The 23,402-nt window shown below is 60.4% G+C and carries 20 protein-coding genes and 4 pseudogenes; 12 read left to right on the top strand and 12 right to left on the bottom strand.

Annotated elements, in window-relative coordinates; translation table 11 throughout:
- A complete protein-coding gene (locus ACNJYB_RS08260; protein WP_439373489.1) occupies positions 1-267 on the bottom strand; it encodes a multiubiquitin domain-containing protein in 267 nt (88 codons plus the stop codon).
- A 137-nt stretch (positions 268-404) separates the two neighbouring features.
- Between ACNJYB_RS08260 and ACNJYB_RS08255 the strand changes: the two genes are divergently transcribed.
- Entirely contained in the window at positions 405-1,343 is a 939-nt protein-coding gene (locus ACNJYB_RS08255; protein WP_439373488.1) for an ImmA/IrrE family metallo-endopeptidase, read from the top strand.
- 813 nt (positions 1,344-2,156) lie between these two features.
- Here ACNJYB_RS08255 and ACNJYB_RS08250 read toward each other — a convergent pair.
- The 3 genes from ACNJYB_RS08250 to ACNJYB_RS08240 form a co-directional block, all read right to left on the bottom strand.
- Positions 2,157-2,915, bottom strand: coding sequence for an alpha/beta hydrolase (locus tag ACNJYB_RS08250; protein WP_439373487.1), 759 nt, complete (start codon positions 2,913-2,915; stop codon positions 2,157-2,159).
- 249 nt (positions 2,916-3,164) lie between these two features.
- Positions 3,165-4,265: an NAD(P)-dependent alcohol dehydrogenase gene (locus ACNJYB_RS08245; protein WP_439373486.1), complete on the bottom strand. Its 1,101-nt coding sequence runs from the start codon at positions 4,263-4,265 to the stop codon at positions 3,165-3,167.
- 82 nt (positions 4,266-4,347) lie between these two features.
- Positions 4,348-5,823 (bottom strand): benzaldehyde dehydrogenase, encoded by a 1,476-nt coding sequence (locus ACNJYB_RS08240; protein ID WP_439373485.1) that lies wholly within the window; start codon positions 5,821-5,823, stop codon positions 4,348-4,350.
- Positions 5,824-5,917: 94 nt separating this feature from the next.
- On the opposite strand from ACNJYB_RS08240, the gene ACNJYB_RS08235 reads away from it, so the two are divergent.
- Together ACNJYB_RS08235 and ACNJYB_RS08230 are read left to right on the top strand one after the other, a co-directional pair.
- Entirely contained in the window at positions 5,918-6,208 is a 291-nt protein-coding gene (locus ACNJYB_RS08235; RefSeq protein ID WP_439373484.1) for a hypothetical protein, read from the top strand.
- A 7-nt stretch (positions 6,209-6,215) separates the two neighbouring features.
- The gene (locus tag ACNJYB_RS08230; protein ID WP_439373483.1) at positions 6,216-8,012 is read left to right on the top strand and encodes a sigma 54-interacting transcriptional regulator; all 1,797 of its coding nucleotides are present in this window, start codon (positions 6,216-6,218) and stop codon (positions 8,010-8,012) included.
- A 384-nt stretch (positions 8,013-8,396) separates the two neighbouring features.
- On the opposite strand, the gene ACNJYB_RS08225 is transcribed toward ACNJYB_RS08230, so the two are convergent.
- From ACNJYB_RS08225 to ltrA, 3 genes are all read right to left on the bottom strand, one after another.
- Entirely contained in the window at positions 8,397-8,579 is a 183-nt protein-coding gene (locus ACNJYB_RS08225; protein WP_439373482.1) for a hypothetical protein, read from the bottom strand.
- 441 nt (positions 8,580-9,020) lie between these two features.
- Positions 9,021-10,095 (bottom strand): IS630 family transposase gene (locus ACNJYB_RS08220; protein WP_439375503.1). Its coding sequence is split into 2 segments (ribosomal slippage): positions 9,021-9,953 and positions 9,955-10,095, totalling 1,074 coding nucleotides; the frame shifts between segments, so codons are not numbered across the junction.
- Positions 10,096-10,291: 196 nt separating this feature from the next.
- A complete protein-coding gene (gene ltrA, locus ACNJYB_RS08215) occupies positions 10,292-11,623 on the bottom strand; it encodes a group II intron reverse transcriptase/maturase (protein ID WP_439373481.1) in 1,332 nt (443 codons plus the stop codon).
- Positions 11,624-11,978: 355 nt separating this feature from the next.
- On the opposite strand from ltrA, the pseudogene istA reads away from it, so the two are divergent.
- A pseudogene (gene istA, locus ACNJYB_RS08210) lies at positions 11,979-13,352 on the top strand (IS21 family transposase); the annotation flags it as partial.
- A 35-nt stretch (positions 13,353-13,387) separates the two neighbouring features.
- Here istA and ACNJYB_RS08205 read toward each other — a convergent pair.
- Positions 13,388-14,300: pseudogene (locus ACNJYB_RS08205) on the bottom strand (IS3 family transposase); the annotation flags it as partial.
- A 68-nt stretch (positions 14,301-14,368) separates the two neighbouring features.
- Between ACNJYB_RS08205 and ACNJYB_RS08200 the strand changes: the two are divergent.
- Positions 14,369-15,421 (top strand): IS110 family transposase, encoded by a 1,053-nt coding sequence (locus tag ACNJYB_RS08200; RefSeq protein WP_439369438.1) that lies wholly within the window; start codon positions 14,369-14,371, stop codon positions 15,419-15,421.
- 239 nt (positions 15,422-15,660) lie between these two features.
- Here ACNJYB_RS08200 and ACNJYB_RS08195 read toward each other — a convergent pair.
- Positions 15,661-15,923 (bottom strand): annotated as a pseudogene (locus ACNJYB_RS08195) (transposase); the annotation flags it as partial.
- 52 nt (positions 15,924-15,975) lie between these two features.
- Here ACNJYB_RS08195 and ACNJYB_RS08190 point away from each other — a divergent pair.
- Positions 15,976-16,128, top strand: a complete 153-nt coding sequence (locus tag ACNJYB_RS08190) for a hypothetical protein (RefSeq protein ID WP_439375816.1) — start codon at positions 15,976-15,978, stop codon at positions 16,126-16,128.
- Entirely contained in the window at positions 16,125-16,937 is an 813-nt protein-coding gene (istB, locus tag ACNJYB_RS08185) for an IS21-like element helper ATPase IstB (protein WP_439373480.1), read from the top strand. Before ACNJYB_RS08190 ends, istB begins: the two co-directional genes overlap by 4 nt.
- Before the next feature lie 13 nt (positions 16,938-16,950).
- Here istB and ACNJYB_RS08180 read toward each other — a convergent pair whose 3' ends face one another.
- Positions 16,951-17,082, bottom strand: a complete 132-nt coding sequence (locus tag ACNJYB_RS08180; RefSeq protein ID WP_439373479.1) for a hypothetical protein — start codon at positions 17,080-17,082, stop codon at positions 16,951-16,953.
- A gap of 154 nt (positions 17,083-17,236) precedes the next feature.
- Here ACNJYB_RS08180 and ACNJYB_RS08175 point away from each other — a divergent pair, with 154 nt between their 5' ends.
- The 3 genes from ACNJYB_RS08175 to hemN all read left to right on the top strand — a co-directional run bounded on the left by ACNJYB_RS08175 (position 17,237) and on the right by hemN (position 20,259).
- The gene (locus tag ACNJYB_RS08175) at positions 17,237-17,518 is read left to right on the top strand and encodes a LexA family protein (protein ID WP_439373478.1); all 282 of its coding nucleotides are present in this window, start codon (positions 17,237-17,239) and stop codon (positions 17,516-17,518) included.
- A 563-nt stretch (positions 17,519-18,081) separates the two neighbouring features.
- Positions 18,082-18,663 carry a hypothetical protein gene (locus tag ACNJYB_RS08170; RefSeq protein ID WP_439373477.1) on the top strand — a complete coding sequence of 194 codons (582 nt, stop codon included), beginning with the start codon at positions 18,082-18,084 and terminating at the stop codon, positions 18,661-18,663.
- A gap of 261 nt (positions 18,664-18,924) precedes the next feature.
- A complete protein-coding gene (hemN, locus tag ACNJYB_RS08165) occupies positions 18,925-20,259 on the top strand; it encodes an oxygen-independent coproporphyrinogen III oxidase (protein ID WP_439373476.1) in 1,335 nt (444 codons plus the stop codon).
- 486 nt (positions 20,260-20,745) lie between these two features.
- On the opposite strand, the gene ACNJYB_RS08160 is transcribed toward hemN, so the two are convergent.
- Positions 20,746-21,060, bottom strand: coding sequence for a hypothetical protein (locus tag ACNJYB_RS08160; protein ID WP_439373475.1), 315 nt, complete (start codon positions 21,058-21,060; stop codon positions 20,746-20,748).
- Positions 21,061-21,069: 9 nt separating this feature from the next.
- Between ACNJYB_RS08160 and ACNJYB_RS08155 the strand changes: the two genes are divergently transcribed.
- Both ACNJYB_RS08155 and ACNJYB_RS08150 read left to right on the top strand, forming a co-directional pair.
- Positions 21,070-21,726: a hypothetical protein gene (locus tag ACNJYB_RS08155; protein WP_439373474.1), complete on the top strand. Its 657-nt coding sequence runs from the start codon at positions 21,070-21,072 to the stop codon at positions 21,724-21,726.
- Positions 21,723-21,869 (top strand): hypothetical protein, encoded by a 147-nt coding sequence (locus tag ACNJYB_RS08150; protein ID WP_439373473.1) that lies wholly within the window; start codon positions 21,723-21,725, stop codon positions 21,867-21,869. Before ACNJYB_RS08155 ends, ACNJYB_RS08150 begins: the two co-directional genes overlap by 4 nt.
- Before the next feature lie 1,032 nt (positions 21,870-22,901).
- Here ACNJYB_RS08150 and ACNJYB_RS08145 read toward each other — a convergent pair.
- Positions 22,902-23,147: pseudogene (locus ACNJYB_RS08145) on the bottom strand (ATP-binding protein); the annotation flags it as partial.
- Positions 23,148-23,402 lie beyond the last annotated feature (255 nt).

The following is a 23,402-nucleotide window of genomic DNA, read 5'->3' as shown; positions in this document are numbered from 1 at the left end:
TCAGCCGAAATTCGCTTTCGGCGCCGAAGAGAAGCGGAGCGGCCCCTTGTCCTTTTCGAGGGACACTAACTTGTCGTCCGCGATGATGCGATCCGGATCGTTCCCATGACCTTCGAGCACGAGGTCGTGCGACGGATCCCAATCCGTCACGCGAGCCTTGATCTGCAAGCCCGTCAACGCCGGCTGGTCCGTCTCGTACTTCTTTCCGCCGACAAAGAAGAAGTACGTTTCCTGATGGCCGCTTTTACCGTTGTCTTTCTCGGTCATTTGACAGTTCCTTGTTTACTTCTCCGCGCCTCGGCCGGCTCGGGCTTCCCTCCATCCGGCCGATGTGCGAATCTGTGCAAATCACACGATGCCGGTTCCCAAGTACCGTGTCAACCCGTGTCATTCGCACGAAGCCTATGGATTCTTTCGAAAAACGACTGATTGAAGCGGTCAGGCGTAAACGGGAGGCTGAAGGACTCAGCATCCGGGCGCTCTCTTCGCTTGTAGGCGTAAGCTTCTCTACGCTAGCTCGCATCGAGCGTGGAGAAGGTCTTCCCGACAACAATTCCAAAATTCGCCTGCTGGGATGGCTAGGTCCTGACGGCGAGGAAGCGGGTTTGACCTTTGACAGAGTGGCGTTCGTGCACTTCCGAGCGGCCAAGAACGTCCGCTCGCCCACAGTACATTCCCTCCTCCGAGCGGCCGATCTGATACGCCGAAAATCTGAGTTAGCCCTCGCTAGCGAGTCTTCTTCGTCTCCCAACCAGGCTAGTGACCCCGTCGCACTTTCCAAAGAAGAACTCGAGGAAACCGCAGATCGCTTCCGGAAGGATCTCGCACTTCTTGCGGACCAACCGCTGGATCCCCTCAAGGTCGAGATCGAGGGTGTTCTACTCTTCAAACTTACGGAAACGAAGTCACTCGAAGGTACAATCGTTAAGCAACTATCGACGAATGCGCGCGACGAGTGGTCGGCAATGAGCGTGCCTATCAACCACTCCGAAGATACTTGGGCGGTTCTGCTCAACGACTGCCACACAGTGGAGCGTCAGCGCGTGACTCTGATGGAGGAGTATTGGCATATCCTCCTCGGCCATAAGCTGACGAAGATAGCGCGCGTTGCCGACGGTTATGGAAGGACGTTTGACCAATCCGAAGAGCATGATGCCTTCTATCTTGCCGCCGCAACACTTCTTCCACGAACCGCTATGATTACCGCGGTTGCCGACCGTGTGTCCTCGGCGGAGATAGCACAGAAGTACGGCACGTCTTCCGAACTCGTCGATTACCGGCTGAAAAGGCTGGGTCTTTGGCGCGAACACGTCGGCAAGAGAGTGGCAATTTCTTCTGACTGAAAGTCGCGCCGATCCTCAGTCGAAAAGGCGCTAGCAAAGCATTTCCTGATGCAGCATCACTCCAGGCAGATGCAAGCACTCGGCAAGCGAGGGGGCTGCGCTAGACCGCGCCTCCCCGTCTGCTGACAAGTTCAATCGTCGCATGACACATTGAAATCGGCGCCAGCCAAGGATTCATTATGGATTTGTATGAGCGTTGTATGGGTCAGACACGAAAACGACAAACATCCCCCGATGGGACCACGCAAGCGCTTAATTTTACAAGGAAATATGGATTGGAGCGGGCGAAGGGAATCGAACCCTCGTATGCAGCTTGGGAATATAGGGCCGAAGTCACCCGTGGCATCTGGCAACCGCACTAGGCGGCACGGGCCATCGTTCCCGTTGAGGCCGAGGCAATCTGAGCGAGTTGTGTCATCGCTCGGAGCAAGACGCTTGGGTCGACCGTGCGATGAACCTGAGAGCGTTTCCAGCAGCGTCGTAGCTTGGAAACATCTCCATCCAGGGTCCGGTCACATCAAGCGGTATGTGACCGTAGCTATCGCCGATCGTTTGAAACGTGTGTCCTTGCAAGTATGACGCGACGTCCTGGTTCATCATAATGCGCCGACACTCGGTCTTGAACCGATGCCGCCAGCCGTGATTCGGCGCCACCTCGTAAGGTGCAATCCCCGCCACATCGCGCGCCCATTCCGCTATTCCTTCCGCACGGTTTTGTGGATTCCATCCGATCTAAATTACAGGTTCAAATCGCATCCAAGTTACGTTTTGAGAAAGATATTCTCTGACCAACGCGGTGAACGCTTTGACGGATCAACACGTCAGATGCCCGCGCGCGAAGGCTGCCGCTTCTTCGATCGAGGCCATGCCTTCGTCAAGCATTGGCGCGAACAGCTGCCAAGAGTGGCACATGCCGTCCCAGATCTTCAGCTCGGCGGAAACGTCCGCCTGTCGCAGTCGTTCAGCAAGTTGCACGCTGTCGTCGCGCAGCAGCTCCCACGATCCAACGTGTATCAAGGTCGCGGGCAGCTCCGACACGTCACCGTTCAACGGCACAAGATAGGATGACGTCGGTACGCTGTGGCCGAAATAGACGTGCTTGAATAGTTCGGTCAGTTGCGGGGTGAGCAGCGGAGCGTCCGTCATGGTGCGAAACGACTCGCTCTGGCCGGTGAAGTCGAGCGCCGGCGACATTAGCACCAGCGCGCCCGCATTGGGCAGCCCTTTGTCGCGGCCACGCGTCGCCGTCGATAGGGCGAGGTTACCGCCCGCCGAGTCGCCGGACAGGCAGATTGCGGATGGCGCGAAACCTTGCGCCAGTGCCCATTTGTAGACGGCGAATGCATCGTCATGCGCGGCGGGTGCTGGATACTCTGGCGCGAGCCGATAGTCCGCAGCAAGAACGGCTACGCCGGACGCACGCGCGAGATTCGCGGCGACGACGCGGTGCGAACGCGACGAGCCGAAGAAGAAGCCGCCGCCGTGAAAATAGATGATCAGGCGCCTGTCGTCCGAATTGGGATAGCGGATCAGATCGCCGCCCACCGGGCCCGACGGCACCCGCTCGATCATGGCACCGTCCGGGATCGGCGTCTGCGCGTTGATCGCCTCGAACCATGCCCGCATCTCCGCCGGACTGCCGTTGGCCGGCGGCGGGAATTGAGCACTCATCTGCAAGATCGCCTCGAGTTGCTGCTTGGACATTCTTCCTCCAGTGGACGGTGAGCGGCGTGCCGGGTTACCCGCCTCGGTTGCCGTATTTTGTTCGGGGGCGAACGAAGTGCCGGTCTAAGCCGACCTTCCGCCCGCCACGACGCGCGCTTAGTTCATCCGTACGATCGGTTTGATCGCGGCGCCGGTCTCGGAATCGTGGATCGCCGCGTTGATCTCGTCGAACTGGTAGAACTTGACGAGCTTGTTGAAGGGGAAGCGGCCGACCCGATAGAGATCGATCAGCATCGGGATGAAGACATCGGGGTTGGAGTCGCCCTCGACGATACCGATCAGGCGGCGACCGGCGCTCATGAAATGCGTCTCGTTGAGAAGGATCTCCGCATCCGGACCGGACGCCCCGAGAATGCCGCAGGCGCCGCGCGGGCCGAGGCTCTCCACGGCGCTGCGGATCACCGCAGGCAGGCCCGTGGTATCAAGCGCGAAGTTCAGGCCGGTGCCGGTGATCCGCATAATCTCCTCGACCGCACTGGTCTGGCGCGGATCGATCACATGCGTCGCGCCCAGGGATTTCGCGATTTCGAGCCTGGCTGGATTGGTATCGATCGCGATGATCCTGGTGGCGCCGACGACGTGGGCTGCCATCAGCGCGGAGAGCCCGACCGAGCCCGATCCGAACACCCCGAAGGATTTTCCCGCGGAGACCTTCAGCGCGTTCATCACTGCGCCGGCGCCGGTCTGCACGCCGCAGGCAAGCGGCCCGAGCAGCTCGAGCGGCACATCGGATGTGACTTTCACCACATTGACTTCGTGGCAAATCGCATGGGTGGCGAACGACGACTGACCGAAGAAGTTGCCGTTGATCCGCGTACCGTTCGCTGACAGCGCACTCGATCCGTCTACGCGAGTGGCGAAGAAATTGCGCGGGAAGAATTCATGGCAATAGCTGATCGCGTGATCCTGGCAGCTCGGACAGGCGCCGCAGGAGTTGAAGGTCATCACGACGTGATCGCCGGGCTTCACCTTGGTGATCCCGGCGCCGACCGCTTCGACGACGCCCGCACCTTCGTGGCCGAGCACGACCGGAAGCGGCGTCGGCAGCATGCCGTCGCGAACGACGAGATCGGTGTGACAGACGCCTGTGGCCTTCACTTTAACAAGAATCTCATCAGGGCGTGGCGCTTCGAGATCGATGGTTTCAAGGTTCAGCGGCGCGCCCTTTTCGCGGGCGACGGCGGCACGGATCTTCATCTTGGTCTCCGGAGGTCAGACGTTGCGGGTCGGATAGCTTCCGGCGCGCGACGCGCCGGAAGCGTGCGATGTGCGAAACGCATCAGAAGGGATAGGGCGTCGCTTGCGGCTTCTCCGAGGTCCACACCCACTGCGTGAACTCTTCCCAGATAGCCGGGCCGCTGATGCGGCTGCCATTGCCGGAACGCCCGCGCCCGCCGAACGGAGCGAACGGCCCGCCGTTGACGGTCTGGTCGTTGATGTGAAGTTGCCCGACCGCGAGACGATCGCCGACAGCCCGTGCCCTTGCAATCGAGCCGGAGATCACGCCGGCAGCGAGGCCGTACTCGGAGCGGTTGGCGAGTTCGACCGCTTCATCGTCGGTGGCGAAGCTGGCGATGCAGGCGACGGGTCCGAAGATCTCCTCCTCGAACGCACGCATGCCAGGCTTTACGCCGGCAAGCACGGTCGCCTGGTAGTAGCGACCGTCATGGCCTCCGCCGGCCAGCAGCCGTGCACCATTCGCCACTGCATCGTCCACGATCGCTTGGATCTTCGTCACCTGAGCGTCACTGATGATGGGGCCAAGCGCAACCTGCCCGGACGACGGATCGCCGGCGGGCAGACGTCGCGCCTTCTCGGCGATTTTCGTCGCCAGAGCATCGGCGATGTTGGCATGCGCGAGCACCAACCCGGTCGCCATGCAGATCTGTCCCTGATGCAGGAACGCGCCCCAGGCTGCGTTGGAGGCAGCAACGTCGATATCGGCGTCATCGAGCACGATTAGCGAATTCTTACCGCCGAGTTCGAGCTGCACTTTCTTGAGATGACGACCGGCAACCTCGCCGACCTTGCTGCCCCCTTCCGCCGAACCGGTGAAGGAGATCATCGCGATGTTGCGGTCGGCGCACATCGCCTCGCCTGCCGCAGCTCCCCCCGGCACGACCTGCAGCACGCCTTTGGGTAGGCCAGCATCCTCGAAAATGCGGGCGATGATGATGCCGCCTGAGACCGCGGTGCGGGGATCGGGCTTGTGCACGACAGCGTTGCCCACGGCCAGTGCCGCGGCGATGGCACGAATGGACAACACCAGCGGGAAGTTGAACGGCGAGATCGCGCCGACCACGCCATGGGGTACGCGTTTTGCCGTGTTCGACCGCCCCGGCTCTATCGACGGCAGCAGGATGCCGTTGGGCTCGATCGCGATCGCTGCCGCGTGGCGTACGAAGCCCGCGCCGTGCTCGATCTCGATCGCAGCCTTGGGTTGGATCGAGCCGCTCTCGCGCATGATCCAGCCGATCAGCTCTTCGCCGTTCTGCTCGAGCAAGTCGGCCGCCTTGTTGAGGATTGTCGCGCGCTCCTGCGGCAGCCTCGCGGCCCACGCCGGCTGCGCCTGACGCGCCTCCCGTGCGGCCCTGGCGATGTCCTTGGGATCGGCGAGACCGACTAAACCGAGCACAGCGCGCGTCGCAGGGTCGCTGATCTCCATCACCCCGCCGGCGGTGGCGCACCACTCGCCCAAGAACGCCTTGCCGCGCCAACGGTCGGCGGCAATGAAATCGCGAGCCTGCATGTTCATCGAAAGATCCTCCCTCCGCCCAGGGCGGATTGATTGACTGTGCGGTTTTGCGACCGCGGCTTGCCGTGCCGGGGAGGAAGAGGCGCAAGACCGTTTGCTGCACGCCGCGCGGTCGCCGGCGTTCACCGCACCCAGGCTCAAGACCTTGATTGGCCTTCTTGCTCGCTTCCTCCCGCGAATGGCTCAGCAATTAGCAAGGCCGATGCCAGCTGATGCCGGCCGGCTACGATGGCATCTCGATTTCTATTATTTCTATGTTAAAACAAATACTTATGCCAGAAATGGCAATGCCGGGGTGCTCGACAGCAGGAGACTATCAACGCTTGCTTTTCCTGAAATAATGAAGCTCTCTCCAGAAGACGTTTCACCATTTAATGAAGAGTGAGGCCTTAATGGCGGAGCGTGGCTCCCGTATTTCACTGGCGGAAGCGTCCCGACGCTCCGCCCGACTCCTCGCGCGCGGCGCCAGCAGCGAGCTCGAAACCGGCGCGGCGCCGACCTTCAATGATCTCGCCGAGTCGTTGCATTTCGCGCTCGGCGACGGCCGCATTTGGCTCAACGACCAGCGCATGGTGCTGATGCAGTCGCAGGTGCTCGGGCGCCTGCGCGCCGAGATCATCGACGCCTTCGGCATCGAGACCGCAAGGGCGCTGTTCATGCGTGTTGGCTACGTGCAGGGTATGCGAGACGCCGAGTTGATCCAGAAGCGCTTCCCGAACGAAGACCTCACCCACGCGCTCGCTGCCGGGCCGCGCGTGCATACACTGGAAGGCTTCGTCAAGGTGACCACACGGCATTTCGAGTTCGACCGCGATAAGTGCACCTATTTCGGTGAATTCCTGTGGCAGGATTCCTCGGAGGCCGCCGAGCACCTTGCGAGCTACGGCCTCGCCAGCGAACCGGTCTGCTGGCTACAGGTCGGTTATCCCTCTGGCTACACCACCAAGCTGTGCGGCTGGCCGGTGATCTTCCGCGAAGTCGAATGCGCCGGCATGGGCGCGCCGCGTTGCGTGGTGGTCGGCCAGCACGCCGATGCATGGGGCGACGACGCGCCTGAGCGCAACTATTTCGGGTTGGAATGGAAGAGCCGCTCGGTCCACGCTGTCGGCAAGGTCCCGGTCGGGGCGGACGAAAGCCCTGCCCCCGCAGGCGATGACAACACCGTCGCGGTCGGCGTCTCCGCTGGGTTCGTCCGCACCCGCCGCCAGCTCGAGCGGGTCGCCGCGACCGACGCCACCGTGCTGTTCGTCGGCGAATCCGGCGTCGGCAAGGAGCTATTCTCCAGCCAGCTTCACGCCATCAGCCGACGCTCCCACGGTCCTTTCGTCGCAATCAACTGCGCGGCGATCCCCGAGCAGCTCGTCGAATCCGAACTGTTCGGAGTCGAAAAGGGCGCCTACACCGGAGCCATCGCCTCGCGCGCCGGTTATTTCGAACGCGCTTGCGGGGGCACATTGTTTCTCGACGAGATCGCGTCACTGACCTATTCTGCGCAGGGGAAGGTGCTGCGGGCGCTACAGGAACGCAAGATCGAACGCATCGGCGGTACGAAGACGGTTTCTCTCGATGTCCGTGTGGTGGCGGCATCCAACGTTGACCTGACTGCTGAGGTCGCGGCCGGGCGCTTCCGGCAGGATCTCTATTTCCGGCTCTGTGTCTTCCCTATTACGATCCCGCCGCTTCGGGAGCGGCGTGATGATATCCCGCTCCTGATGGCACATTTCCTCGGCATGTATTGCGCGCGGCACGGCCGGCATCTCAGGGGCTTTAGCCGCCGCGCCACCGACGCGCTGCTCAAATACGATTATCCCGGCAACATCCGTGAACTGCAGAACCTGATCGAGCGCGGCGTCGTCTATGCCGACGATGGCGGCGTCATCGACATCGGACATCTGTTCAGCGGCTCAGAGCTGCTGCCGCCATTCTCGATCCAGCTCACTAGTGAGGGGCGGCTCGGACGCATCCCGCTACTTGAAGTGGAGCCCCCGTCAGCGGACGACAGGAACGGCACCACGCTGTTCAACAGTCGCGGGGCGTTAGCGGATAAGTCGTTTGCAGACATGGAGATCGCCGCCTATCGCTCCGCGCTCGTCCAGGCCGACGGCAACGTGTCGGCCGCCGCGCGCCTTTTGAAGATCAGCAGACCAAAACTGGACTATCGACTCCGCCGCCTTGGCTTAAAGCCATAGCAAACTTGAAATGTACCCTTTGTGGTTTCCAGTGCGAGCCGGTCAGCCTCCTCGCGCTGATGAAAGCCGAAGCTCGAGTATGGCGCGGCAGAGGTTCGAGTGTCAGCGACATCGCTAAACCCTCCAAGCACTATTTCCTACCGGAGGAACCCGGACTTCGAGTCCCAATAGTCCGTCGAAGCCTGCTAGCGCTCCGCCCACTTTCAGGTGCCGCTCACGGGCGGTTCGGGCCAACGGGTCCACCTTCTTTCGTTCTGAGTGACACAACCTGAAATTTGGCTTGCGGTTGTATAAGAACAGAACGTGTCCACGACTGGCGGGGGGGTGTTGCTCTACCTCGCCCAGAACTTGCTCGATGTCCGCAGCACGAGAGCTCCGCCGAGCTCACAATTCGAGGTCTTCGAGGGTACGGACTTTCTCCGCGCGCCAAGCAAGTTCGTCGTAATGTTTCGCCGCCTCGCGCAGTGCGTCCCTGGTTTGTCCGTGCTCGTAATTGTCCGCTTTGGTGCGAAACTCCTCAGCTCGCATCCGCCAGTATTTGGCCGAGTGCATACGCTCAATACCCAAGATTTCTCCTCCGGAGCGTTTGAGAACGGCCCCAGCACAACCCCGAATGCCGGGGTCGTTGGAGGGTTCCTTAGCGGCATGTGATCGCCAAGGGATCGCGACACTAGGAGCGTCTGGCAATCAGTTCTGTTCAGTTCTGCACTTGACGTTCGTCTGGATGCGATTTCCGGGGATGTGAATTTGCGCAAAAAGATCACCGAAGATTCACATAGGCAAATGCGCTGTGCTGGACGGCCCCCTTCCCTCGTCAAGCAACTGGAGGGCCTATGCTTGAGCGAGAGCACGTCTTCACCGGCCAGATTTTTCATCCGGAAAGGAGGCAAGGGTTGGATGGTTTATGATCGTGAACGAAAGGGTCCAGCTCAAATTGGGACCAGTTTGGCGGCCAACCTGACGATGGAGCAAGCCGAACACGTGAAGCAAATCCTGACTAGTGGTTCATCACAGTGATTTCGACTCTTTGGCGGTGGCTGGATAGGCGCGGCCGAGTTTGGCGGGGGCTTTATCTGTTGTGAACATCCATTTGATGCGGGCTCGGGTTTTATTCCGCCTCTTTTGCCATGCTGCGATCTCGTTTCGGAGTCTTTTGGGGTCGTCGATGCGGCGGCCGAGACATTGGCGCTGTAGCACGCTGATCTCACACTCGAGCATATTGAGCCAACTGGCGTGCTTCGGGGTGAAGTGGAATTCGAGGCGGCGCAGGATGCGCCGGGCCTCGGCGGGCGCGAAGGCCTCATACAGCGCCCCAGGCTTGTGGATCGACAAATTGTCCTGCACGACACGGATGCAGGCGGCGTCGGGATAATGGACGTCGACGAGATCACGCATACAGTGGGCGTAGTCCACGGCGGCGCGGCGGTCGGTGACCTTGACGTTGCGCCAGCCCCGATGTGGATCGAAGGTGACAAAGAGATTGGCGGTGCCGTTGCGGCGATACTCGTAGTCGTAGCGCTCGCGCTGTCCCGGTTGGGTCGGGACCGGCTGGCGCACCTCGCCGATCAGCTGGATGGGGGTCTCGTCGAAGCAGACCAGCGGCCGGGCGGGATTCGGCGTCTCGGCGTAGAGGTCGAGCACGTCCTCCATGCGGGCAACGTATTCGCCGTCGACATGGGGAATGCACCACATGTCCCTGCGCCACGGCTTGAGGTCGTTCTCGGCCAGCCGGCGACGCACGGTCTCGCCCGACAGGCTGTTGTGATCGGTGAGCTTGACCATCGTGTCGGCCAGCAGCGTCAGCGTCCAGCGTTTGCAGCCGGCAGGCGGCTTGGCGCATGCGGTCGCCACCAGCAGGGCTTCCTCCTTGCCGGTCAGCTTGCGCTCAGCGCCCGGACGCGGCTCCTCGCTCAAGGCCCGCTCCAGATTGCCTTCCACGAAGGCGGCGCTTGGTCCGGCCGACGGTGGAGAGGCTGACACTCACGGTCCGGGCAATCTCCTCGTCGCGGCAGCCTCTATCGGCCGCCAGCAAAATCTGCGATCGCTTAAGCTTGCGGGCGGCGTGTTTGCCACCGCCGAGCATCGCCGTCAATTCGTCGCGCTCGGTTTGGCTCAATTCGGTGGAGTCGAGATGTGGCGCGGTGGCTTTAGGCTGCACATATCTGTTTCCGCCTCTTTCGTCTGGCGGTGCCTTAGTGGTGTAGCCATGGCTCCGTTTCCACATCCCGCTCGTCGAACCGGACATGCAGATCGCCCGCATCCGGCTCTCGGACAAGACCTCACGCCTTCGCCCACGGCAGGTCGCGCCCAAGCGCGGTTAGGCGTACGAGCCCGAAGTGCCCGTAGAGGTGCGAGAGTGGATAGGTCCCGCCCCTGCGTCGCCTGACCTTGTGCTTGCTGCGTAACCACCGGCGCAACCGCACAGCGGTGTAGTTGTCGATCGCCCGATACGCTTTGGTGACGGTGCCCACATTGAAGTAGTTCGCCCATCCGCGCAGCGTGCGGTTCAACTTCGCCACCAGCTCTGCGGTGTCCTGCCCTGTCCCAGTTCGGGCCGTCAGCGCATGAATGGTTTCCACCATGCGCTTGATGCTTTTCTTCGATGGCCGGTACCCCAGGCGCGCCTGGCCGGTTCTCGCTGAGTACATCCGCCCGAACGAGTAGCCCAGGAAGTCAAACTCTCCTTCCGGCACCTTACAGATGCGTGTCTTGTCCTCGTTGACCGTCAGCTTCAGCTTTCCCATGATCGCGCGCAATTGTCGCAAGGCTTCTTCAGCCTTGCCCCGCCTGCACAGGATCACGAGGTCGTCGGCATAGGTCACGATGCGAGAGCCGAGGCTTCGCTCCAGCCCGAGCATCTTCCATCCCAGTACAAACCGGCGCATGTAGAGGTTAGCCAGCAGTGGTGAGATCGGTGAGCCTTGCGGGATGCCGCGCCGCTTGTCCCGGGCCTCGGTCGTACGTGTCTTCCGTCCTCGATCGTCGGTTTCTTCCACGGGACATTCCAGCCACATCTTGATCAGATGCAGCACGCGCCGATCAACAATCCGGCGCGCCACCGACTTGAGAAGGTCGGCATGCGGAATGCTCCCGAAGTAGTCCGCGAGGTCGGCGTTGACGACTTCCGGGTGGCCGCGAAACAGCTGCTCTTCCACCTCGACCACCGCCTGTTGGGCATTTCGCCCGGGACGGTACGCGTACTGCTCTGGTGGAAGATCGGCCTCGAAGATCGGTTCTAGCACCAGCATCGCTGCGGTCATGCAGATTCGATCGCGCAAGGTCGAGATGCCCAACGGCCTGAGTTTGCCATTGGCCTTCGGTATGTACACTCTTCTGATGGGGTCCGGTCGATACGTCTCCTGCCTGAGCGCAAGCGCCAGTTCGCCAAGCCACCGCTGCACCCCGTACACTTCGATGTCCGCGAAGTCCTGGCCGTCCACACCCGGTGCGCCCTTGTTGGAGCGGCATTGAGCATAGGCATGGGCCAAGAGGTCTTCCCGGCTGATCTTGTCGTACAGGGCATAGAAGCGGTAGCCGGCTTCTGCCTTCGCTTTCGCGTGCAACGCCGTCTGCAGTTTCTGAACACTCTTCGGAGTCGATAGGTTGCCCAATCCCCAGGTCCCTCACTACGTCTTGCGTTCGTCTTGAACTGAGGTCCCTTCCCTCCACCGGCGTTACCCGGCTTCACCGGTACTACGAACCCCTCCGCATCCCCACGGCACCCGACCTGTCCCTCGCGGGCGTCCGGTTGGTCATCCCTGACCACGTCGTGGGGCCTCCCGTGTTGCGTACGCTTTCCTTGTGTACATGCTGTCGCCACTACCCCGGCGCAGCGGCTGAGCGTACTACTTCGCTCATTCCCCCAGCCGTATCAGCCTTCCCCGAAAGGGTCGTCGGGTCGGCCTGCGCATCGTCCTTTTCGAGGCTTGCTCGGCGTTCACTCGCGTTACGGCCTGCACACTCGCGCTGTCACCGCGACACATCACAGATCACCAGATGAGGCTCTACATGAAGTACCGACAGACCGATAGCCCGCCAGTGGCCGCAGCCAAGGCGTCATTCAGTGCATCGACCGCTTATCGGATTGAGACAGATCCCCGACTTCCATCGCAAAAGAAGGCTCCCCGCGGCCGGCGACGACCGGACCCGTTGAGCGAGGTGTTCGAGGCCGAGATCGTCCCGATCCTGAAGTCGGCGCCTGGCTTACGCCCGGTGGCGGTCTTCGAGGAAATGCTCCGACGTCATCCGGATCTCGGCACCGGTATCCGTCGTACCCTGGAACGTCGTATCCGCGCCTGGCGGGCGATCCATGGCGAGGAGCAGGAGGTGATCTTCCGCCAAACCCACGAGCCTGGCCAACTCGGCCTCTCCGACTTCACCGACATGGGCGAGCTTGGGGTCACCATCGCTGGCGTGCCGCTCGATCATCGCCTCTATCACTTCCGGTTGGCCTATTGCGGGTTCGAGCACGCCCACGTCGTGCTCGGTGGCGAGAGCTTCGTTGCCCTGGCCGAAGGCCTGCAGAATGCCCTCTGGTCGCTCGGTGGGGCACCGCGGGAGCATCGGACCGATAGTCTGTCGGCCGCATTCTGCAATCTCGATCGTGATGCACGGGACGATCTGACGCAGCGATACGAGGCCCTTTGTGCCCATTACGGCATGCGGCCTTCCCGCAACAATCGAGGCGTCGCCCACGAGAATGGCTCGATCGAAGGGCCTCACGGTCATCTCAAGCGAGCAATCGCCGACGCCTTGCTGCTGCGCGGAACTGTCGACTTCGACGATCTTGCCAGCTATCGCGGCTTCATCGACGAGATCGTTAGCCGCCGCAATGCCCGCAACGCCAAGCGGATCGATAGCGAGCGCGTGGTGTTGCAAGGGCTGCCTGATCGCCGCACCTCCGACTACGAAGAGGTGATCGTCCGCGTGACGTCATCTGGTGGCTTCATCCTACGCAAGGTGTTCTACACCGTGCCGTCGCGCCTGATCGGTCACCGGCTGCGGGCGCGTCTCTACGACGATCACCTCGACGTGTTCGTCGGCGGCACGCACCTCCTTACCTTGCCGCGCGGGCGACCGCATCCCAATGGCAAGTACGATCAGGTCGTCGATTATCGGCACGTGATCCATTCCCTGCGGCGCAAGCCAATGGCGCTTCTCAATCTGGTCTATCGGGACAGGTTGTTCCCGCGCGAGGGCTATCGGAGAACCTTCGACCGATTGCGCGAGCGCTTGCCGGACAAGAAGGCCTGCCGGATGATGGTCGATCTTCTCGCGCTCGCTCATGACCGCGGCTGCGAAGCCGAACTCGCCGATCAACTCACGGTCGACCTTGACGCCGGCTGACCTGCCACTGCATTTTCATCCAGCGGCAGTTAGAGTCTCGGGTTTTGTACGCCAAGTGGCGCGGATGGAGCAACGGACGATCGGCGGAGCTGGTCGGGGTTGCGCAGCCGATCGTCCGTTGCGGTGAGGTGGGCGGCGTAGGCCGCGGGGGTCAGGTATTTCAGCGACGAGTGGGGACGCTGGAGATTGTAGTCGGCGACCCAGTTGGCGATCTTGGCGCGGGCGTCATCGAGATCGAAGAACAGGGTCTCGTTGAGTAGCTCATCGCGCATCCGGCCATTGAAACTCTCGACGAAGCCGTTCTGCATCGGCTTTCCCGGCGCAATGAAGTGCCAATCGATGGCTGCGTCCTTGCACCAAGCGAGCATGGCGTTGCAGGTGAATTCGGTGCCATGGTCGGACACGATCATTCCTGGCTTGCCGCGTCGCTGGACGATTGCCGTCAGTTCGCGGGCCACGCGCCGCCCCGAGATCGACGTCTCCGGAATGGCGCCCAGGCATTCCTTGGTGACATCGTCGACGATGTTGAGGATGCGGAAGCGTCGGCCAGTGGCGAACTGGTCGTGGACGAAGTCCAGCGACCAGCGCGCGTTCGGCCTCGCCTCGACCAGGATCGGGGCACGGGTCCCCACGGCCTTGCGGCGAGCCCGCCGTTTGCGGACGGTGAGCCCTTCCTCGCGGTAAAGCCGGTAGATCCGGTTGATCCCCGATGGCTCGCCCTCCCGCCGCAGCAAGACGAACAACCGGCGATAGCCGAAAACGCCGCCGCTCGTTGGCGAGATCGCGCAATCGGCCACGCAGAACTGCGTCCGGCGGCCGGCTGGAGCGATAGCGGATCATCTTCCGATCCGCCCCCACAATCGAGCAGGCCCGCCGTTCCGACAGGCTCATGACGGCCTGCAGATGCGCGATCGCAGCGCGCTTGGCGGCGGGCCCTACCATTAATGGGATGGTCCGCACCGTCCTCCTCCCTCATCATGGGGGAGGTCAGATCAATAGAGGAGAGTATCATGGCCCATCGCAATTTGCCGCGACCTGCGGCTGTCTATGGAATCGACATTGGCAAGAACCTGTTCCACGTCGTTGGCCTGAGCTGCGACGGCACACCTGTTCAGAAAGTTCGCTTTCGACGGGACACTCTTCTTCAGTTCTTTGCTCGCGCACAACCAAGCATAGTTGGCATGGAATCCTGCGCCGGTTCACAGTGGCTCGCCCGGAAGATACAGGCACTTGGTCACAAGGTGCGCCTGATCCCCGCGCAATTCGTGAAGCCCTACGTGAAGTCAAACAAGAACGACATCATCGACGCCGAGGCGATCGCTGAGGCCACGACGCGACCGACAATGCGCTTCGTCGCCGTGAAGGAGGAGGACCAGGTCGATCTTCAAGCGCTGCATCGAATCCGTGACCAGATGGTCGGCGCGAGGACACGCCTGATCAATCAGATGCGGGCTTTCTGCCTCGAGTATGGCGTACCTTTGCGTCAGGGTGCTGGAATATTCAAGCTCGAGCTACCGCTCGCTTTGAAAGACGAAGGAAACGGTATATCACCGGTGATGCGGCGTCTGGTCGGCGATCTCTACGCCGATCTCTGCCGCCTCGAAGAACGGATCCGCCAAGTGACAAGGGAGATCGAAGCGGTCGCTAACCGAGAGGACGTTACACGCCGGCTGATGACAATCCCTGGTATCGGCGCATTAGGTGCGACCGCTGTGCTTGCCGCGATCGGTGATGGGCTGCAGTTTCGCAAGGCTCGCGACCTTGCTGCCTGGCTGGGGTTGGTGCCCAGACAATACTCGACCGGCGGAAAACAGACGTTGCTTGGCATCAGCAAACGCGGCAATCGTTATTTGAGAAAACTTCTAGTGCATGGCGCGCGATCCTGCTTCCGGCATCTGGACCGAACGCGCGATCGCTTGGGAAGCTGGCTCGACGGGCTCCAAGCTCGGATGCATCCGAATAAGGCCGTTGTCGCACTAGCCGCCAAGATGGCTCGCATTGTCTGGGTGGTCTTGAACAAGCCAGGAGCACTCTACGAACGCAGGGATCCTGCTTTCACCTGACGACTTCTGGCGAGATTGCAAGGCTCGGGAATAGTGATGACGAAACAGTGGATCAACATGCCGTAAGCCCTGTGCAAAAAAGCGGGCTTCGTGCCCGAACCATTTATTGGGAACGGCGTGCGCGGATCTCATCATGGCCTGGCTGCAACAGCAGTCCACTCGCGAGAGGCCGGATACATTTATGCAACTGGAAGCGTCATTTTCGCTGTTACGATCCCTTGCACGGACGGTGCGGACCATACATTTTTTGAAAGGAGCTCGCGAAGGGCGGCCGCATCGAGCATCTGCTCGGCCAGAAGCTTCTTCAGCTTCGCGTTCTCCTCTTCCAAGGCCCTCAGCCGCTTCGCTTCGGAAACGTCCATGCCGCCGAATCTGGCCTTCCAATTGTAATCGTCGCCTCGGAAACACCGTGCTTGCGAGCCAGGTCGGCTGTCTTCGCCCCAGCCTCATGCTCCTTCAATACCGCGATAATCTGCTCTTCCGTGAACCTTGCTCGCTTCATCTGTCCGTCCTTCTTCGGGCCGGACTCTAACTCCTTCTGGAGGAAATACGCAGTGGCAGGTCACGGCCGACTGCCCGACCTCAACCGGCTGCGTGCTCACTTTGCCCCCGACCCCGCCAACCTGCCGAACGTCGTGGTGCAGCTCGTGCCGCTTGCGACCTACGAATGCCTCATCGGTACCGCCGAGACCGGAGGTGCCGCATGAGCGTGACCAACACCGTTGATGCCGCGCGCCTCAATCTGTTGCTCAACGAGCTCCGGCTGCCTGCCATCAAGGTGCTGTGGGCGCAATTTGCCGAACAGTCCGACAAGGAAGGCTGGCCGGCCGGCCGCTTCCTCGCGACCATCGCCGAGCACGAGATCGCCGAACGCGGCCGCCGTCGGATCGAACGACACCTCGTCGAAGCACGGCTGCCCGCCGGAAAGACCTTCGACAGCTTCGACTTCGAGGCCGTGCCGATGATCTCAAAGGCGCAGGTGATGGCGCTCGCCGCCGGTGACAGCTGGCTGGGCAAAGGCGCCAATTTGCTCCTGTTCGGGCCGCCCGGCGGCGGCAAGAGCCACTTGGCGGCAGCTCTTGGCCTGGCCCTCATCGAGAACGGATGGCGCGTCCTCTTCACCCGCACCACCGATCTCGTGCAAAAGCTCCAGCTGGCTCGCCGCGAGCTTAACCTCGAGGCCGCCATCAACCGCCTTGATCGCTTCGATCTCCTGATCCTCGATGATCTTGCCTACGTCACCAAGGACCAGGCCGAGACTAGCGTGCTGTTCGAACTCATCAGCGCACGCTACGAGCGCCGCTCAATGCTGATCACCGCCAATCAGCCCTTCGGCGAATGGAACAAGGTCTTCCCGGACCCTGCCATGACGCTCGCCGCCATCGATCGTCTCGTTCACCACGCTACCATCGTCGAGATGAACGTCGAGAGCTACCGCAGGCGCACCGCGCTCGAGCGAAAACGCGGTCCAGGACGGCCGCCCTCGCACGCGACAATCAAAACCGTCGCTGATTGACGCTCCGCGACAATCAGACTTCAACAAAACTCTTGCGCGCGACAATCTGCGCGGCGATCATCAACTCGCCGCGACACTGACTCGCCATCCAGATTGCCGCGCCTTCCCATCCAGATCGACGCGCTACATCGAAGGCTTCAGCCACTTCGTTACCTCCATGACTGCTCCGATTGCTTCCGGCTGGAGCGTTTGCCGGGTGGGGCTTGCACCCACTGGAAAGCGCCGCCTTTGCACGGCGCACACCCGATAACGTACATTCATGCTTTGCCTCCTTGTCGGAGGCCGGGACGAATCCAACGATGAGTCAAAAATCAGGCGCGCGCTTCACCGAGAAGCAGGGTTATTACCTGGCTTTCATCCATACCTACGCCCACATGTTCGGACGTCCACCCGCCGAAGCCGGCATCCAGCGCCACTTCCGCGTCAGCCCGCCTTCGGTCCACCAGATGATCGTCACCCTCGAACGAAACGGCTTCATCCGGCGTCAACCCGGCGTCCCCAGAAGCATCGAAATCCTCGTGCCGCCGGAAAGCTTGCCGATCCTCGAATGGCTCGGTATCAAAACGTCGAAATCACGGTGATGAACCACTAGTCCGTCGGGTGACAAAGTCTGATCGGAGCAGAGCATTCTAGAGGCGGAGTGTCCTCGTTTAAAGTCTGCGGGATGACAACTGAATCAACTAGGTGAGAATGGATGGCAGTGACCTGCCACTGAAGCGGTCTCGGGGTTTTGTACGCCCAAGTGGCGCGGGTGGAGCAACGGACGATCGGCAGAGCTGGTCCGGGTTGCGCAGCCGACGAGTGAGCCCGCCGGAGATTGTAGCGACCCGATCTTGGCGCGGGGATCGAAGAACAAGGTCTCCTTGAGCAGTTCATCGCGCTTCCGGCATTAAAACTCTCGATGAAGCCGTTCTGGCTCATGCCGTAAGTGAGCACTTACGCAGCTTCAAATCCAATTTAATCGAACAAGGACGTAAGAAGCCTGGCACGCGCCGTCTGCTGGGGCGACGGATTGTCGGACTTCAGACGAGGCATCTCTGAGCTGTAGACAGGAACTCCACTCCAAACGTTCCTATTTCCGGATCCAGCTGGCTGGCACAGTTGTTGCCAAGCCTTCGAATGTCAAACTAACTGGACAAATACAATGTTGCGATCGTCCGCCGTCGTGCTGCTCGCGCTCCTGCTTCTGCGACCAGCTATTGGCGAGCAAACCAATACCTTGAAAGCACGCAACGTTGGCGGAGCGACAATGGCTGAGTTTGCCGGAACGTGGTCAAACGAAAATCGTAGCGACGGCATTATTACACACATATTTGTCGACCAGCAGTTCGACAAGGCCCTCGTTCATGCATGGGGCAGATGTCGTCCGACCGACTGCTATTGGGGCATTGCACGGACGCAGAGTTCCGAGGCCTACTCTGGAAGCCTAGAAGTGGAATGGCACTCAAAGTCCTCAGTGAGAAGCGCAACCTTGACGATCGAAGGACGCGATCGATTGCAAGTAGAAACGAAAGTTCACTTTACGGACGGCTCCGGCAGATCGGATTACGCTGTTGTTGACCACCTCATTCAAGCACCTGAGGAGGCCTCCCGCGAGCACGGGTACTCGCTAGCCAGCCCTCTCAACACTGCGGGTTCAACATTGGAATCAGGAAGCGCGGAGGATCTGCCATCGCCTTCGGGTAGCTTCTGCCGATCTGTCAAGGCAGCTGATCGCTTCGTATGAAATCGGCTCGAGGCCAAAACTCTAGTTCGACGTCCTTTTTGATGCTCGCCCATAATAAGCCGGTTTGAGACCGGCAAACGATCGCGGGCACCGGATTTAGGAGAGAACACCGGCGAGACCGCTGCTCAGCATTGGTCACAAAGAAACTTTCATGGCGCAAACGCGTGCACTCTTTCGCAGCGAGAAGAGAGCCTCTGCATTGTGTTGTAGTTCACCGATCGAGAGCAAGGCGATGCGAATAGAGGCAAAGGATAGTAACCATTGCAGCCGTCAATCCTGAAGAAATATTGTAATGCCCAGGTGCCTTGGTACACGATCTATCCAACTGCATCACAATTCTCCGCTGAGGTCGGCGCCAAGGCCTATGAGAATTGGCTGAGCCGCCTGCCACCGTGTGAGCCAGTGTCGCTCTATTTTCACATTCCGTTTTGCCGCTCGATTTGCTGGTATTGCGGCTTTCCAACGGGCGTGACCCTGCACGATGCGCCAATCATTGATTATTTGTCGGTGCTGCGTGAAGAGATCCGTTTGGTGACGGAGCGAGTGCCTAAAGAACTACCTGTGAACGACGTACACTTCGGCGGCGGGACGCCCACACTCATCAAGCCGGCGGAGTTCCTGGATTTGATGGGACATTTGCGTCTTCACTTCGCATTCGGGAGATCGGCAACCATCGCAATCGAGATTGATCCGCGTGCATTCACGGCAGAGATGGCCGAAGCTTTAGCTGCAGCCGGAGTGAGCCGCGCGAGCCTGGGCGTGCAGAGCTTTGATCCAATTGTTCAAAATGCCATCAATCGGGCTCAGACTGAGGCCCAGACGGAGGCTACTGTCCACAGTCTGCGCGAGCATGGAATAAGCCGTATCAACTTCGATCTCATCTACGGCCTTCCGAGGCAGACGGTGCAGTCATGCGTGCGGAGTGCAAGATTAGCTGCGGCCATGCGCCCCGACCGGCTTGCGGTTTTCGGCTATGCGCACATTCCTTCGTTCAAGCACAATCAGCGCCTCATCGACGAGGCCGAGTTGCCTGATAACGGTACCCGCGCTGAACAGGCAGCGGCGGTGGCCGATACGCTGGTTGCCGCCGGCTATCGCCAAGTTGGACTCGACCATTTCGCCTTGCACGAGGACGATCTCGTGCTGGCGCAAAAAGCCGGTCGCCTGCGGCGAAACTCCTTGGGTTACTCGGCAGACACCTGTAAAACCCTTATCGGGCTCGGGCCGTCTGCAATTGGGCGGTTGGGAGACGGCTACGTCCAGAACGAAGTTACTGCAGGCTCTTACAGCCGGCAGATCAGAGCTGGCCGTCTGGCGGCGTTAAAGGGCTACTGTCTCACCCCGGAAGATCGTGTCCGAAGCGCCATAATCGAGCGGCTGATGTGCGATCTGGAGGCCGACGTGCCGGCAATCAGTGCCGCCCACGGATTTGATCCAATTCCGCTTCTTCATTCAGCTGAACGTTTGGCCCTCCTCACCGAAGACGGGATAGTAGACATGAGAGATGGTTTGATCCGCGTGAGGCAGGAACACCGCTTTCTGATTCGATGTGTTGCTGCCGCTTTCGACGTTTATCCATACCGCTCACCCAGTTAGCATAGCCACTTGGTGAACGGCCAAGCCTCCCGCAAGGCGGCAATATTGACGCGATTTGCGAAAGCACTCCGATCCCGTCCCGCAACCGTCTCGAACAGAGAAGACAGATACCCGCCGGCCGCACCAGGCCACATACGTTCGCCGGAGATAGTGCTCTGATGCGTGAGCCGAGCTGGCTGTGATCTTTTGTGATCGAGCTGTCGAGAGCGCGTCGGCTGAGATTGTCAGTGGCAACCGGTGCGGGGCTTCGGTCTGCGCGTTTGGGCCACTGACTCAGGAGGGAGGCCGTATTTTGGAGAGGTTCAGTCGAAGATGCCTGAGCCGTTGAGCGACTGCGTTTTCGCTTCTCTCAAGTAGGATGGAAATCCGCTTGGGCGCTTCGTTATTTGAAGCGAGATAGAGAAGGCGCTTGTCGTCTTCCTTGGTCCATCGGCGAGAGCCGTTTCTGAGCATCCTAGCCTCGACCGGACAAGCTGAGCGGAGCGCTTAGGCGGAGGCCCGTTGTATCACCACCATGTCATACAGTTTAACGCCGAACCGGGAGCGTTTGTGGGGGATCACCGTGTATTCGTCGTTTGCGAACGCGATCGCATCGTGAGCGACACGTTGGAATCGGTGTACTGCATCAGAGCCTTCGTCAATGGGCATGATGCTGAACGAATCGGCGCTGTTGTTCCGAACGTTATGAAGAGGCGATCCTTTTTTCAGCTCATAGAAGAAGTCCATAGGTGGTGGCTCATTGACCATGTTGACCCCTGGCAAACAGCAGGCGCAATTTAGCATGTCGGTCACGACGAGCATGAGCGTAGAATGACCTTCAGCCGCCGTCTTTCTGCTCAGAAAACATCAATGAGGCGCGATTTCGCTCTGGCCAGGCGCCATAAGCGCGGAGAGGTTAGGCTTGCCGGGCTCGCTGCCTTCACTTTTCGTCTGGTTCTGGCTCTGCTTCAGTTTAAGCCGCATTTTCGCGATCGTCTCAGCAACGCTGGGCTTTTGGCGTGGCGGGGGTGGCGTTTCTCGGCGTCGCGGCCTCATGAGCCGCCGACCGGCATTCGATGTCTCACGTTCTTTCTAAGCAACAAAGGCCTGCAACAGCGCAACGTCGAAAATCCAGGTCCCAAACAGCTTTGCAGCACCGGGGATATTGCCGGCAGCGGCTTGATTGCGGATGGTGCGCGGCTCTCTCCAAGGATTTCTGCTTCCTCCGCGATTTGCAGCGCTTACTTTGGGTCACGGGTGAAGCTTATAGCGCCGTCAGAACGGGGAGGCTACATGGGGCCGATGACGAACCAGCGCGCACAACGGGAGCTGATGGGGTGCTATGACTGCGGCGGCAATATTTCGTTTTCCGCAGTGGCCTGTCCGCATTGCGGCTCGCGCGAGCCATCTGGGCCTTATGTGCAAAGCCCCAAGAGCGGCGCTCGCACCGGATCGAAGAGAGAAACGACCAGACTTTGCTGGGCATGACTGCCCTGTGCTCTGGGATCGGCTTCTTCTATGGCGCGGTGATGATCGGGGCGGTTGGCGCGTTCGGCTATGGGCTTCTCGGCGCAATAATCGGCGTGCCAGCGGCCTTCATCATCAACGTCAGCCGGCGGATATTTGACTGACTATCTTGACGCGACGGGGATGGTGCGCGGTTTAAGGAAGCCTCAGCAGCTCTTTCCGCGGCATTCGATCGTCGTTGGAGCGCGGCACCGATGACCGGACATAACGCCTGTCAACCCCGTTAGCTGCAAGGTTTCCAAGCGGCCCATCAAAGCTAAAAGAGGTCCGGGCTCCCTCGCACGATGGTTCGCGCGCACTCTCTTAACCAGCCTGACAGGTGGTCCGGGTTACGGCTGCGGCTTCCGGGTTGGCAAAGGGAACTTCGGCGGTGAGCTTCATAAGTCTGATCTAACGCGCTTCTAGCTTGGCAAGATGCTCATCATGGTAGGTTCTGAACGACCCCACAGGACCGCGCCGCGCCTGCCGCAGGCCTTGCAGATGAACCGCGAGTCGATCCGACAGGCGAAAGTGGTCCGGCTATCCATCCACATAGGCCCGCCCTAAGTTTGACATTGTGGCTGCATCGATAGTCCTCGCAGAAGACTAGGAGATCGCGGACAGCAGTCACGCGCATCTCACCCAAGGTGATCTTTACCGGTCGGCCATCGGAGAGAGTGCCGCGACGGATAGGTCTGCGCATGTCGCCATCAAAGCGCCGACGTAAGTACCTGGCAAGGGCAAAACAGTGGGCCTTTCAATCAGATTCTAATTCCTAGCTGAAGACGGACTTCAACGCATCTCGCACCGCGTTATGCAGGGATTGCTCCACTGCAAAGATGAGATGACACAGTACGCTGGGACGAGACAAAAGGTTGCCGGCGTCGTGGTTGCGCATTCCAGGGATGGTGATCAGGTGTTCCAGGCGATGGTGATCACGGATTCCAGCGATCGTGATCAGATGCGGAGGCGAACACGACTGACGGGTTTATGTGTGCTGGAAATGGTCTCCTGGTCAAGGCTGGCGGGTTGGTTCGGAGATCGTTCCGGCGGTCCATGGGAGGGCCCCGTGCGCGGCGCGGAGTGCCCCCATGAGCGACGGAGCGACGCGCGCGGGAGGGGCCTGTGGGCCGGCGGGGCGATCGTGCGCGAGGTGCTCACGGTTTTTTCTTTTCGCCAGCCTGACGCCGTAGACTGTCGCCTTTGAGCTCGAGGCGGTGCGCATTGTGAATGATGCGGTCCAATATCGCATCGCCAAGGGTGGGATCGGCAATGACGTCGTGCCATTGCGACACGGGGACCTGACTTGTGATCAACAAGGATCCCTTGTCGTAGCGATCATCGACAATCTCGAGCAGATCGCGGCGCTGGTCGGCGGTGAGCGGTTCGGGTCCCCAGTCGTCATATGTGGACGGCCTCTGATGGCAAGCACAATTTGGCACTTCGAACGACTTGGACGGCTGCGATCGTATGTCCGGCCTTTAGCGCGGATCATATCTCCGCTGGCCCTGATGAAGTCCGAGAACCAAGGGGTCACATCAAGGATGCGAGCTTTGAGGCTCACACGACTGGTCGGGTTTTCCTGGTTTTCGGTGGCGACCGTTGTCTTTCATCATGCCTTTCTTGCACTTACCAAGCTTATAACTCTTCGATGCGGC

It is taken from the genome of Bradyrhizobium sp. SMVTL-02 (assembly GCF_051853005.1).
Taxonomy (GTDB): domain Bacteria; phylum Pseudomonadota; class Alphaproteobacteria; order Rhizobiales; family Xanthobacteraceae; genus Bradyrhizobium.
Note: the sequence above shows the minus strand (reverse complement) of the source record. Positions and strands in the feature narration are given on the sequence as shown.

Coding starts and splice junctions, on each gene's coding strand:
- istB (WP_439373480.1), top strand. CDS start 16,125: ATGAGCGTGACCAACACCGTTGATGCCGCGCGCCTCAATCTGTTGCTC.
- ACNJYB_RS08260 (WP_439373489.1), bottom strand. CDS start 267: ATGACCGAGAAAGACAACGGTAAAAGCGGCCATCAGGAAACGTACTTC.
- ACNJYB_RS08175 (WP_439373478.1), top strand. CDS start 17,237: ATGAGTCAAAAATCAGGCGCGCGCTTCACCGAGAAGCAGGGTTATTAC.
- ACNJYB_RS08160 (WP_439373475.1), bottom strand. CDS start 21,060: ATGCTCGTCGTGACCGACATGCTAAATTGCGCCTGCTGTTTGCCAGGG.
- ACNJYB_RS08250 (WP_439373487.1), bottom strand. CDS start 2,915: ATGATCGAGCGGGTGCCGTCGGGCCCGGTGGGCGGCGATCTGATCCGC.
- ACNJYB_RS08170 (WP_439373477.1), top strand. CDS start 18,082: ATGTTGCGATCGTCCGCCGTCGTGCTGCTCGCGCTCCTGCTTCTGCGA.
- ACNJYB_RS08255 (WP_439373488.1), top strand. CDS start 405: ATGGATTCTTTCGAAAAACGACTGATTGAAGCGGTCAGGCGTAAACGG.
- ACNJYB_RS08150 (WP_439373473.1), top strand. CDS start 21,723: ATGACTGCCCTGTGCTCTGGGATCGGCTTCTTCTATGGCGCGGTGATG.
- ACNJYB_RS08200 (WP_439369438.1), top strand. CDS start 14,369: ATGGCCCATCGCAATTTGCCGCGACCTGCGGCTGTCTATGGAATCGAC.
- ACNJYB_RS08230 (WP_439373483.1), top strand. CDS start 6,216: ATGGCGGAGCGTGGCTCCCGTATTTCACTGGCGGAAGCGTCCCGACGC.
- ACNJYB_RS08155 (WP_439373474.1), top strand. CDS start 21,070: ATGACCTTCAGCCGCCGTCTTTCTGCTCAGAAAACATCAATGAGGCGC.
- ACNJYB_RS08240 (WP_439373485.1), bottom strand. CDS start 5,823: ATGAACATGCAGGCTCGCGATTTCATTGCCGCCGACCGTTGGCGCGGC.
- ACNJYB_RS08245 (WP_439373486.1), bottom strand. CDS start 4,265: ATGAAGATCCGTGCCGCCGTCGCCCGCGAAAAGGGCGCGCCGCTGAAC.